The organism is Streptomyces sp. NBC_00012 (genome assembly GCF_045040875.1).
GTDB lineage: Bacteria > Actinomycetota > Actinomycetes > Streptomycetales > Streptomycetaceae > Streptomyces.
On sequence record NZ_CP108310.1, the window covers coordinates 713,271 to 725,468 of the forward strand.

A 12,198-nucleotide genomic window follows, 5' to 3' on the forward strand; every position below is an offset into this window, starting at 1 on the left:
CCGGAGATCATCCCGGTGTTCGCGCGTGTGCGACGATCGCAGGATGCGGCAGCCGCGAGGCTGGTGATCTTTCCAGAGAGTGGAGTCCGGTGGAGGACGACGAGATACGCGCGCACTTCGACGGCCGCGCCCGCGTCGCGCTGTTGCCCGGGAACATCACCGCCTCGAAGCGTGGCCGGGCCGACGAGATTGCCCATGCGCTCGGCTACCGGCCGGCCGCTGTCCACAATGTCTGGCCCGTCGGTGTCCAGCTCGTCTACGAACGCGATGACGCCCCGCACGCATGCCGCCGCAGAGAACTGACCATTGCCCGACTGCGTGAGGGCGGACCGCTCCTGTCGGAGATCGCGCCGCCTCCGCCACCGCCGCCAGGTCCGCCGCCTCCGGCCCCGGCACAGTCCCGGGTCGGGCCCCGGCGCCCGGGCCGGCTTTCCGCGGAGCCTCCGCCGCCGCCTTCCACCGTGGCACCGGCCGGAGCCCGGATTCCGCCACCACCACCCTTTCCGCCTCCCCCGCCTCCGCCCCCGGTCACCCCGACCTCTTGACGGTTCTGCCGTGCCCCGCGCGGTGCCCTGGGGCTCTCATCAACCGAACACATTCATCCGTACGCGGCTGCGCACATTGACCGTTGCTCGACCAGGTCGCGGCGGAGCGGGAACAGCTCGACCGCAGCATCCGGTGCCTCGGCCATGGATGCGTCCCCCGCCCATGGCCCGCTGCCGGATCCGACTCCGCGCCGCCTGTTGGCCGCCCTGGGCCCGAGGATGCTGACACTGGCCGCCGAACTCACCTGGGGCGCGCATACGTATTTCGTGCCCGCCGAACACACCGAACGGGCACGCCGGATCATGGGGCCGGACGCGTTTCTCGGGATCGAGCAGGCCGTCGTGCTCGACCATGACCCCGACCGGGCCCGTGAGGTGGCCACGGCACACGTCGCCGGATACCTGGCGGCGCCGCACCAGGTGGCCAGCCTGCGCCGGCTCGGCTTCGGGGACGAGGACGTCGTCGGCGGCCCGAGTCGCAGACTGGTGGACGCGATCGTCGCCCACGGAGACACGGAGGCGATCCGCCGACGCGTTCAGCAGCATCTCGAAGCGGGAGCCGACCACGTCTGCCTGCAAGTACTGACCGCCGACCCGGCCAGGCTGCCGCAAGAGGAATGGCGCGAGCTCGCCCCCGTTCTCGTGCCGCACCATGCCCGGGTGGTCGCCGCAGACCGAACAACCTGACGACCGGGCCGCGGAAGGCGGCCGATCCGCCACGCACAAGGCGACAGGGCATGGGCGGCGCCCTTCACTTGGACAGCGAGCGCGCCCACGGCGTACGGCAACCACGCGGTCCGGCCGGACGGTCTCCCACAACGGGTGGACCGCCCGGCCGGGGGCGGATCTCACACGGTCGCGATGCCCGGGTCGCTCACGCCGGTCCGGCCGTTCTCGACGTGTCCGGCCAGGCGCCGCAGGTATCCGGCGCTGCCGTCGACGACGACCGTCAGGTCGTACCAGCGCTTGGTGGCGCGCAGGTCGATACTCTGCTCGACGGTGGCACCGGCGCGCACGGTGCAGGTCTGGGGCCCGCCGCCGTAGGCGTTGGTCACGGTGAGATGGGCGTCGGCGGCCGACGGGTTGGCCAGGATGAGCTTCAGGTTGCCGGTGCCGGCGTCGTGGCGTGCCGTCACCTCCGGCTCGGCAACCTTGTTGTTGCCCGTGAAGGTACGCAGGAAGCCGTTGGGGCCGTGGACCGCGAGGTCGTAACTTCCGCCGGAATAGTACGAGTTCCAGCTGTCGGAGACCGGCTTCCCGGCTGCCGCCGTGTATGTCCACGGTCCGTCGGTGCGCTTTTGCGAGCGCACCTGGAAGGCGGCACCGGCCCGGTCTCCCGCGCTGAACGTCAGCTTGTACTTGCCGGTCGCGAGGTCCGCGGCCCCGTCGACGTAGGGCGCGTACGCGAGCGGGCGGCTCGGCCGCGCCCCGGCCTCCTGCCGGGGCAGGGCACCCTGCGCGGGCGGCTTCGGTACGTAGCTGCTGTGGCGGTCACGGTCCGGCGGGACGTAGCCCGCGGTGTCCGGCAGGTCCGCCGGGTCCGTGACCTTGAGGGAGAAGTCGAAGGCGGACGTCAGGTCGCCGCAGATGGCGCGCCGCCACGGCGAGATGTTGGTCTCCGTCACCCCGAACCGCTTCTCCATGAAGCGCAGGATCGAGGTGTGATCGAAGGTCTCCGAGCAGACGTATCCGCCGGTGGACCACGGCGAGACGACGATCATCGGGACGCGCTGCCCGAGGCCGTAGGGGCCTGCGGCATATCCGATACTGCCCTTGTAGTGGTCCAGTGCGGTGTCGACGGTGGACAGACCCTGGCTCGCGGAAGCGGGCGGGTAGGGCGGCACGACGTGGTCGAAGTAGCCGTCGTTCTCGTCGTATGTGATGAACAGAGCGGTCCTGCTCCATACGTCGGGGTTGGAGGTGAGTGCTTCGAGGACTTGCGATATGTACCAAGCGCCATAGTTCGCGGGCCAGTTGGGGTGCTCGGAGAATGCTTCGGGAGCGGCGATCCAGGAGATCTGCGGCAGCTTCCCGGCCTTGACATCGCCTTTGAGGATGTCGAAGTAGCCGTCTCCCGCCTTGGCGTCGGTGCCGGTGCGGGCCTTTTCGTACAGGGGGTCGCCGGGCTTGGCGTTGCGGTAGTTGTTGAAGTACAGCAGGGAGTTGTCGCCGTAGTTGCCACGGTACGCGTCGTTGATCCAGCCCCACCCGCCGGCCGCGTCCAGCCCGTCGCCGATGTCCTGGTACACCTTCCAGGAGACGCCCGCCTTCTCCAGGCGCTCGGCGTACGTCGTCCAGCCGTAGCCCGCCTCCTGGTTGCCGAGGACCGGGCCGCCGCCGGTGCCGTCGTTGCCGACGTGGCCGGAGAGCATGTAGTAACGGTTCGGGTCGGTCGCGCCCATGAACGAGCAGTGGTAGTCGTCGCAGATCGTGAATCTGTCGGCCAGGGCGTAGTGGAACGGGATGTCGTCCCGCGTCAGATACGCCATGGTGCCGGTGCCCTTGGCGGGGATCCAGTTGTCGTACTTGCCGTTGTTGAACGCGCTGTGGCCGCCGCCCCAGTCGTGGTCGAGGCCCGCGATGAACTGCATGCCCAGGTTGTCGGCGTCCGGGTGGTAGGGCAGGGTCTCCTTGCCGAAGCTTGTCTGGTGCCATACCGGTTTGCCGCTGGGGAGTGTCACCGGGCGGGGGTCCCCGAAGCCCCGGATCCCCTTCATCGACCCGAAGTAGTGGTCGAAGGAACGGTTTTCCTGCATGAGGACGACGATGTGCTCGATGTCCTGGAGGGTTCCGCTGCGGCGCGCTGCGGGGATGGCGGCGGCGCGGTCGATGGAGCCGGAGAGGGCGGCGAACCCCGCGGTGGCTCCGGCGATCTGGAGGAATCGGCGCCGATTGATTTCGGTCATGAGGGTGGGGGTCCTCCTGTTGCTCAGGTGATGTCCGTACACGAAGAGGGGCAACGGGAGTATTCAAGAGGACCCGGGCTCGGGGAAAGTGGGCTGAGGTGAGGGTCGCGCAAAATATCGGTGACAGGCACGCGAGCCGTCAGCGTGTCACCCCACAGAACATCCGGAACCGGCGCGACACCCGACCCCCGAGAAGCCGACAGCCAAGGGACAGCCCTTGGATTCGGACACTCACCTGAACGACGAGAATCAGTGCCCGGCCGCCCGCATGCCCCTTGCCCGGGCTGTCCTCGACGCCGTGTCGGAGCCGAGGAGGTCGAGGACCTCGAGGGCACGGCTCGGCCGGGACGCGCAGGCCAGTACGCCTCCGCTGAATGTCGAACTGATGGCGGTGTCACCCGGCAGCGGGCCGACGACGGCGACGCCCGGCAGGTCCATCAGCTCGCTGTACTGCTGGAAGGCCAGGTCGGCCCGGCCGGATGACAGCAGGCTGCCGGCCGGAACCCCCGGCGGTGCCTGGACCTGCCGGCCGGACAGCTCGTCGGCAAGACCCAGCCGACCGATCAGATCGACCAGGGCCGCCCCGCTGGGGCCGGTCGAGTAGGCGATCTTCCTCGCGGACCTCAGGACGTCCCGCAGGTCGGATTCCGAGCCGAGCACCGGAACCGGTGATCCCTCCGGCACGGCGGCGACGACCTGGGAGATCCACAACGGCCGCGCCGTGCCCGCCAGGAGGTGCCCGTCCTTCTCCAGTGCGGTCAGCGCTCCGTCGGCGAGCACGAGCAGGTCGGCCTCGGCTCCCTCGCGCACCCGCCGGGCGACCTCGACCCCGCCGCCGGCCTCGAACCGCACGGGAAGCCCGTGTGCGAGCCGGATGTGTTCGGACAGCTCGGCCAGAATCTGCCGCGTCGCCATCGAGGACAGTCCGGAGATCTCTTCGTCCACATCGCCTCCTTGGTGTCCGGCAGATGGTACGGCGCTCGTTCGGGGAGCTCAACGCCGGTCTGCGAGACTGACCGCGTGAGCACAACCCGGAGCACGGCAGCTGGAAAAGTCCTTGAGATTCTCGCGGTCTTCGACCGGGATAACCCGTCACAGACCCTGTCGGAGATCGCGCAGCGCACGGGCCTGGCCTTGAGCACGACGCACCGGGTGGTCGCGGAGCTGGCGGGATGGGGAGCGCTGGAACGCGGGGAGGACGGGTCCTGGCATGTCGGACTGCGTCTCTGGGAGATCGCCTCGGGATGCCCCCGTACCCAGATTCTGCGTGATGTGGCTCTGCCGTTCATGCAGGACCTCTACGAGGCGACCCACGAGAACATCCAGCTCGCGGTGCGCGAGGGCACGGAGCTCGTGTTCGTCGAGCGGATAGCCGGGCACCGGTCGGTGGAGCTGCTGACGATGGTCGGGACGCGGTTCCCCGTCGGCTCCACCGGGATGGGGCGGGTGTTGCTGGCGCACGCGCCGTCGGAGATCCAGCAGGAGGTCCTCGAATCGCCGATGCGGGCCTGGACCCCGCACACCGTCACTGATCCCAGGACGCTGCGCACGCAGCTGGACCGTATCCGCCGTGAGCAGGTCTTCGTCAGTGACCGGCAGCTCTCGGAGAGCACCGTCGCGGTGGCCGCACCGGTGAGGATCGGCCGGACCGGGCCCGTCAGCGCGGCATTGGGGATCGTGATCACGGCGCGCAGCGCGAACCGTACCCGGGGGCTGCGTGAGCCGCTGCTGCGGGCTGTGTACGGGATATCCGACGAGCTCGGCCGGCGTACCCGTCCTACGGCCTGACATCCATGCGAGCTTCCGCCTGACGGAAACACCGGCGACCGGCTGTGGTCCCGGGTGTCAGCGTTCGGGGTGTTCCGAACGTTCGCAGTTGCTCAGGAGATGCCATGGCCGACACCGCCGTCGACACCGTTGCCTCGGTTCCCGTCGCTGTCATCGGTGCCGGCCCAGCCGGCCTGATGCTGGCGCACCTGCTCGGGCGCGCCGGAATCGAGACGATCGTCGTCGACACCCGCACCCGCCGCGAGATCGAGACGACCCAGCGGGCCGGCATCCTTGAGGCCGACGTGGCCCGGGACCTGGTCGAGACGGGGGTGTCCGAACGGATTCTGCGCGACGGCTGCGAGCACGAGGGGGTGGAGCTCCGCTTCGGCGGCCGGCCGCACCGCATCGACTTCAAGAAACTGGTGGGCGCGTCGGTCTGGCTCTATCCGCAGACCGACGTGTTCATCGACCTGGCCGACGCCCGGGACCGCGACGGCGGCACGGTCCGCTTCGGTGTCAAGGACACGGAAGTCCTCGACGTCACGACCGATGCTCCCCGGGTGCGCTACACCGCACCCGACGGATCCCGCCACGAGATCCGGTCGCGGTACGTGGTGGGTGCGGACGGATCGCGCAGCATGTGCCGCGATCTGGTGCCCGAGGACCGGCGGGCACGGTACGGCAAGGAGTACCCCTTCGCATGGTTCGGCATCCTGGCCGAGGCTCCTGCGAGCGCACCCGAGCTGGTCTACGCCCACTCCGAGCACGGGTTCGCGCTGATCAGCCAGCGCACCGAGGCCGTACAGCGGATGTACTTCCAGTGCAGCCCGGAGGAGTCCGTCGACGCCTGGCCGGACAGCCGCATCTGGGAGACGCTCCAGGCCCGCGTGGCCGGCCAGGACGGCTTCCGCCTCGTTGAAGGTCCGGTCCTGGAAAAAACGGTCCTGCGGTTCCGTTCGTTCGTCCAGGAGCCGATGCGCTGGGGCTCGATGGCACTGGCGGGCGACGCCGCGCACACGGTGCCGCCGACCGGTGCTCGCGGACTCAACCTCGCGCTGCACGATGTGAAGGTGCTCGCCGATGTCCTGCTGAAGGCACTCGGCAGTACGGGCGAAGCCGCGCTGGACGAGTACCAGCCCCGTGCCCTGCAGCGGGTCTGGCGGGCGCAGAACTTCTCCTACTGGATGACCCGGCTGCTGCACACCGCGCCCGGCAGCACACCGTTCGACCTGCGACGCCAACTCGGAGAGCTCGACAACGTGGTCGGCACCCGCGCCGGTCGCACCTATCTCGCCGAGCAGTACACCGGCTGGCCCACCCGTCCCCGCTGACCAGGACGACCACCAGGAGACAACCCATGATCATCGACTGTCACGGTCACTTCACCACCGCGCCGCCGCAGCTGGCACAGTGGCGGAACCGGCAGGTGGCGGCGGTCGGCTCCCCCGAGGGGGCGCCCGACCCCGACGACCTGGTCATCACCGACGACGAACTGCGCCAGGCCATCGAGGGCAACCAGCTGCGGCTCATGAACGAGCGCGACAGCGACCTGACGATCTTCTCCCCGCGGGCCAGCTTCATGGCCCACCACATCGGCGACTTCCAGGTCTCCTCGGTGTGGGCCCGGATCTGCAACGACCTGGTCCACCGCGTCAGTACGCTCTACCCCGACCGTTTCGCGATGGGCGCGATGCTGCCGCAGTCGCCGGGCGTCGACCCCGCGACCTGTCTGCCCGAACTGCGCCGCACGGTCGAGGAGCTCGGCGCGGTGACCATCAACCTCAACCCCGATCCGTCGGGCGGCAGATGGACCGCGCCACCGCTGACCGACCGCAGCTGGTACCCGGTCTACGAGGCGATGTCCGAGTACGACGTCCCGGCCATGATCCACGTCAGCACGTCGTGCAACCCGGCCTTCCACACCACCGGCGCCCACTACCTCAACGCCGACACCACGGCGTTCATGCAACTGCTGCAGGGCGACCTGTTCTCCGACTTCCCGACGCTGCGGTTCGTGATCCCGCACGGCGGCGGCGCGGTGCCCTACCACTGGGGCCGGTTCCGCGGCCTGGCGATGGCACTGGGCAGGCCGGACCCCGAGAAGCTGCTGGACAACGTCTTCTTCGACACCTGCGTCTACCACCAGTCCGGCATCGACCTGCTCACCGAGGTCGTTCCCAGCCGCTCGATCCTCTTCGCGAGCGAGATGATCGGCGCGGTGCGTGACATCGACCCGCGCACCGGCCACCACTTCGACGACACGAAGCGGTACGTCGAGGCCACCGCGAACCTCTCCGCCGAGGAACGCGCCGCTGTCTACTGCGGCAACGCCCTGCGCGTCTACCCCCGACTCGCCGCCCGCCTCACCGCCGCCGGCCACTGACCCAGGAGAAGAACCATGGAGCACACCGAGATCGGTGTCGTCCACACCTCGATCACCCGCGCCGGCCCCGAGGATGTCGCCGCGCTGTCGGCATTCGGCGTCGCCACGATCCACGAGGCCATGGGCCGGACCGGGCTGATGCGCCCCTATCTGCGCCCCGTCTACCCCCGGGCCCGGCTGTGCGGCACCGCGGTGACCGTGCTGCTGCAGCCCGGCGACAACTGGATGCTCCACGTCGCCGCCGAGCAGATCCAGGAAGGCGACGTGGTGGTCGCGGCCTGCACGACCGAGAGCGAGGACGGGTTCTTCGGCGAGCTGCTCGCCACCTCGTTCCGTGCCCGCGGTGGCCAGGGCCTGGTCATCGACGGCGGTGTACGCGACGGGGCGGACCTGGAGAAGATGGACTTCCCGGTCTTCTCCCGGGCGATCAATGCCAAGGGCACGGTCAAGGCCACCCTCGGCTCGGTCAACGTGCCGGTGGTCTGCGCCAACGCCCTTGTGCGGCCCGGCGACGTCGTAGTGGCGGACAGCGACGGTGTTGTGGTGGTGCCGCGCGAGCGGGCCGCTGAGGTCGCCGGGGCGGCGGCCCGGCGCGAGGCGGGCGAGGAGAGCAAGCGGGCACGGTTCCGCGCGGGCGAACTCGGCCTGGACATGTACGACATGCGCGGCCCGCTGGCCGAACTCGGCCTGCGCTACCAGGACTGATGATGACGACGGACTTCGAGAAGACTCCTGGCTGGCTGGACTGGTACGCCGGTCCGAGCCGGCCGCGATTCCGGATGCCCGAAGGCGCCGTGGACGCGCACTGCCACGTCTTCGGCCCGGGTGCCGAGTTCCCGTTCGCGCCCGAGCGGAAGTACACCCCGTGCGACGCGTCCAAGGACCAGCTCTTCGCGCTGCGCGACCACCTGGGCTTCGCCCGCAACGTCGTGGTCCAGGCGACCTGCCACGGCGCCGACAACAGCGCCATGACCGACGCTCTGCGGGCTTCCGGAGGACTGGCCCGGGGCGTCGCCACCGTACGGCCCGGGATCTCGGACACCGAGCTGCGGGAACTGCACGAGGCCGGTGTCCGCGGCGTACGTTTCAACTTCGTCAAGCGACTCGTCGACGCGGCACCGCGGCAGGACCTGCAGGACGTCGTCGAACGGATCGCCCCCTACGGCTGGCACGTCGTCCTCTACTTCGAGGCGGCCGACCTCGCCGGCCTGCGCGACTTCTTCCTCTCGATCCCGGTGCCCCTGGTCATCGACCACATGGGCCGGCCCGATGTCGCCAAGGATCCGCACGGACCGGAGTTCGAGACGTTCCTGGACTTCCTGCGGGCGAGACCCGACATCTGGTGCAAGGTGACCTGCCCGGAACGGCTGTCGGTGAGCGGCCCGCCGGCCCTCGGCGACGAGCAGCGGGCCTACCGCGACGTCGTGCCGTTCGCCCGGCGCGTGGTCGAGGAGTTCCCCGACCGGGCGCTGTGGGGCACCGACTGGCCCCATCCGAACCTCACCGGCCACATGCCAGACGACGGTCTGCTGGTCGACTTCATCCCGCACATCGCACCGACCGCGCAGCTGCGGCACAAGCTCCTCGTCGACAACCCGATGCGCCTGTACTGGCCGGACGCCGACTGACCCGCCCACGACCGGAGGCCACCATGTCACTGGACAAGACCTACAAGCTGGTGCCGGGAACCACCATCTTCGACGCCGAGCAGTCCGCCAAGGGCTACCACCTCAACCAGTTCTGCATGTCACTGATGACGGCGGAGAACCGCGAGCGCTACCTCGCCGACGAGCGCGCCTACCTGGACTCCTGGCCGCTGCGGGAGGAACAGAAGCAGGCGCTGCTCGACCGCGACCTCAACGCCGCCATGCGTGAGGGCGGCAACATCTATTTCCTCGCCAAGTGGGGTGCGACCCTGGGGTTCTCGTTCCAGCAGATGGCGGGTTCGATGACCGGCATGACCGAGGAGCAGTACCGCGCCATGATGGTCGGCGGCGGCCGCTCCGTCGAGGGCAACCGCATCGACCACGCCGTCCTGGAGGCGGCACATACCGACCCGGCTCCCCCGGCCGAGCACGCCACGATCACCGGTGCGGTCTTCACCTCCCACGTGCCCGCGATCGGGGCGGCGATGGACCACGGCAAGACCGACGAGCCCTACTGGCGGCCGGTGTTCGACGGGTACGAGTTCTCCAAGGAGTGGGAGAAGGAGAACCTCCCCGATGTGGTCTTCCTGGTCTACAACGACCACGCCTCCTCGTTCGACCTGTCCCTGATCCCTACCTTCGTGCTCGGTACGGGTGCGGCCTGCGCCACCGCCGACGAGGGGTACGGGCCCCGTCCCGTCCCCGGCATCGAGGGCGACCCCGACCTGGCCGCGCACATCGCGCACTCGCTCATCAGGGACGACTTCGACCTCACCCTCGCCAATGAGATGACCGTGGACCACGGCCTGACCGTCCCGCTGTCGCTGATGTTCGGTGACGTCGAGAAGTGGCCGTGCAAGGTGATCCCGTTCCACGTCAACGTGGTGCAGTACCCCGTGCCCTCGGGCGCCCGCTGCTTCGAGCTCGGGCGGGCGCTGCGTCGGGCGATCGAGTCGTACGACCGGCCGCTGAAGGTCCAGGTGTGGGGCACCGGCGGCATGAGCCACCAGCTCCAGGGCCCCCGCGCCGGTCTCATCAACCGCGAGTGGGACAACGCCTTCCTCGACCGGCTGGTCGAGGACCCGGCCGGCCTGGCGCGGGTGCCGCACCTGGAGTACGTCCAGGAGGCGGGTTCGGAGGGCATCGAGCTGGTCATGTGGCTGATCGCCCGCGGTGCCCTGAGCGATGTCGACGGGACCGGGGAGACCGAGGTCAAGCACCGCTTCTACCATGTGCCGGCGTCCAACACCGCCGTCGGCCACCTGATCCTGGAAAACCGCCCGCGGGCCGAGGAGCCCGCCGTGAAGGAGTGACATGACTGACGACCGAACCCTCCGGGTCGCCCTGGCCGGAGGCGGCGCCTTCGGCGCGAAGCACGCCGCCGCGCTCCGGCGGATCGACGGCGTCGAGGTGGCCGCCGTGGTGAGCAGCTCCCTGGAGAACGCCCGGAAGTTCGCGGCGGAGCAGGGCATCGGCCGTGGCGTCGCCACCCTCGACGAGGTGCTGGCCATGGACGACATCGATGCCGTCGTCCTCGCCACGCCCACACCGATGCACGCCGAGCAGACGCTGGCCTGTCTCGAAGCGGGCAAGCACGTCCAGGTCGAGATTCCGCTGGCCGCCTCCCTCGGCGACGCCGAGGCCTGCCTGGATGCGCAGCGGCGCACCGGGCTGGTCGGGATGGTGGGGCACACCCGCCGCTTCAATCCCAGCCACCAGTGGGTGCGGGAGCGGATCCGGGCCGGCGAGTTCGGCATCCAGCAGATGGACGTGCAGACGTACTTCTTCCGCCGTACGAACCTCAACGCCCTCGGCCGGCCGCGGTCCTGGACCGACCACCTGCTGTGGCACCACGCCGCGCACACCGTCGACCTGTTCGCCTACCAGACCGGCTCACCGGTCGTGCAGGCCAACGCCGTCCAGGGCCCGATCCACCCGGAGCTCGGTATCGCGATGGACATGTCCATCCAGCTGCGCGCGGAGAACGGCGCCATCTGCACCCTGTCGCTCTCGTTCAACAACGACGGGCCGCTCGGTACTTTCTTCCGTTACATCGGTGACACGGGCACGTACATCGCGCGGTACGACGACCTCTTCACCGGCAAGGACGAGCCGATCGACGTCAGCGGTGTCGATGTGTCGATGGACGGCATCGAGCTCCAGGACCGCGAGTTCGTCGCCGCCATCCGCGAGGGCCGCGAGCCGAACTCCTCCATCGCCCAGGTGATGGCCTGCTACCGGACGCTGGCCGCGCTGGAGCAGCAGCTCGACTCGTTCTCGCGCCCGTGACCACGACAGGGGCGGCCCGGTCCGCGCGGCGCGCCGGATCGGGCCCTTCGAGGCCCGACAGGCGCTGAGGGCGGGCTCGCCCGCGTACGTCGTGGCGGGACGGAAGGGCGCGGTACCGGGATCGAAATGATCCGGTACCGCGCCCCTTTCGTACGGTCGGAAGGCCGCCGGGCCGGGGCCGGCGGCGGGTCCGTCAGGCGTAGTGGCGGTAGACCGCCTCCGCGACGCAGGCCGGCTTCTCGCTGCCCTCGACCTCGACGGTGAACGTCAGCGGCATCTGCACGCCGTTGCCCTTGACCTCCTCCACGGTGCCGACGGCGCCGTGCAGGCGGATCTTCGCGCCAACCGGCACGGGGCTGGGGAAACGGACCTTCTCCAGGCCGTAGTTGACGCTCATGGAGGTGCCGGTGATCTCCAGCAGCTCGCCGAAGAGCGGGATGATGAGGGAGAGGGTGAGGTAGCCGTGGGCGATCGGGCCGCCGAACGGGCCGTCCTTGGCCTTCTCCGGGTCGGTGTGGATCCACTGGTGGTCGTCGGTGGCGTCGGCGAAGGTGTTCACCCGCTCCTGGGTGATGTCGAGCCAGTCGGTGCGGCCGAGGTCGGCTCCGGTGAGGGCCTTGAGCTCGTCGATGCCGTGGGCGGTGGCGGGCATGGTGGAT

At 69.6% G+C, this 12,198-nt stretch carries 10 protein-coding genes and 1 pseudogene; 8 read left to right on the top strand and 3 right to left on the bottom strand.

Annotation, left to right across the window (positions count from 1 at the left end; all coding sequences use genetic code 11):
• Positions 1 to 683: 683 nt before the first annotated feature.
• Positions 684 to 1,232 (top strand): annotated as a pseudogene (locus OHA19_RS42730) (LLM class F420-dependent oxidoreductase); the annotation flags it as partial.
• Positions 1,233 to 1,393: 161 nt separating this feature from the next.
• Here OHA19_RS42730 and OHA19_RS42735 read toward each other — a convergent pair.
• On the bottom strand, positions 1,394 to 3,451 hold the full coding sequence (locus OHA19_RS42735) for a phosphocholine-specific phospholipase C (RefSeq protein ID WP_331749463.1): 2,058 nt from the start codon (positions 3,449 to 3,451) through the stop codon (positions 1,394 to 1,396).
• Positions 3,452 to 3,700: 249 nt separating this feature from the next.
• Complete coding sequence (locus OHA19_RS42740) at positions 3,701 to 4,396, bottom strand: substrate-binding domain-containing protein (protein ID WP_331749460.1); 696 nt, start codon at positions 4,394 to 4,396, stop codon at positions 3,701 to 3,703.
• A gap of 75 nt (positions 4,397 to 4,471) precedes the next feature.
• Here OHA19_RS42740 and OHA19_RS42745 point away from each other — a divergent pair, with 75 nt between their 5' ends.
• From OHA19_RS42745 to OHA19_RS42775, 7 genes are all read left to right on the top strand, one after another.
• Positions 4,472 to 5,239 carry an IclR family transcriptional regulator gene (locus tag OHA19_RS42745; RefSeq protein ID WP_331749456.1) on the top strand — a complete coding sequence of 256 codons (768 nt, stop codon included), beginning with the start codon at positions 4,472 to 4,474 and terminating at the stop codon, positions 5,237 to 5,239.
• A 104-nt stretch (positions 5,240 to 5,343) separates the two neighbouring features.
• Entirely contained in the window at positions 5,344 to 6,552 is a 1,209-nt protein-coding gene (locus OHA19_RS42750) for a 4-hydroxybenzoate 3-monooxygenase (RefSeq protein WP_331749454.1), read from the top strand.
• Positions 6,553 to 6,578: 26 nt separating this feature from the next.
• Positions 6,579 to 7,604 (top strand): amidohydrolase family protein, encoded by a 1,026-nt coding sequence (locus OHA19_RS42755; protein WP_331749451.1) that lies wholly within the window; start codon positions 6,579 to 6,581, stop codon positions 7,602 to 7,604.
• A gap of 15 nt (positions 7,605 to 7,619) precedes the next feature.
• Positions 7,620 to 8,309 carry a 4-carboxy-4-hydroxy-2-oxoadipate aldolase/oxaloacetate decarboxylase gene (ligK, locus tag OHA19_RS42760; protein ID WP_331754506.1) on the top strand — a complete coding sequence of 230 codons (690 nt, stop codon included), beginning with the start codon at positions 7,620 to 7,622 and terminating at the stop codon, positions 8,307 to 8,309.
• 2 nt (positions 8,310 to 8,311) lie between these two features.
• The gene (locus tag OHA19_RS42765) at positions 8,312 to 9,232 is read left to right on the top strand and encodes an amidohydrolase family protein (RefSeq protein ID WP_331750698.1); all 921 of its coding nucleotides are present in this window, start codon (positions 8,312 to 8,314) and stop codon (positions 9,230 to 9,232) included.
• Positions 9,233 to 9,255: 23 nt separating this feature from the next.
• Positions 9,256 to 10,563 carry a protocatechuate 4,5-dioxygenase subunit alpha gene (ligA, locus tag OHA19_RS42770; RefSeq protein ID WP_331749446.1) on the top strand — a complete coding sequence of 436 codons (1,308 nt, stop codon included), beginning with the start codon at positions 9,256 to 9,258 and terminating at the stop codon, positions 10,561 to 10,563.
• Between the two features lies 1 nt (position 10,564).
• A complete protein-coding gene (locus tag OHA19_RS42775; protein ID WP_331749444.1) occupies positions 10,565 to 11,539 on the top strand; it encodes a Gfo/Idh/MocA family oxidoreductase in 975 nt (324 codons plus the stop codon).
• A 193-nt stretch (positions 11,540 to 11,732) separates the two neighbouring features.
• On the opposite strand, the gene OHA19_RS42780 is transcribed toward OHA19_RS42775, so the two are convergent.
• On the bottom strand, positions 11,733 to 12,191 hold the full coding sequence (locus OHA19_RS42780) for a MaoC family dehydratase (RefSeq protein ID WP_331749440.1): 459 nt from the start codon (positions 12,189 to 12,191) through the stop codon (positions 11,733 to 11,735).
• Positions 12,192 to 12,198: the final 7 nt, after the last annotated feature.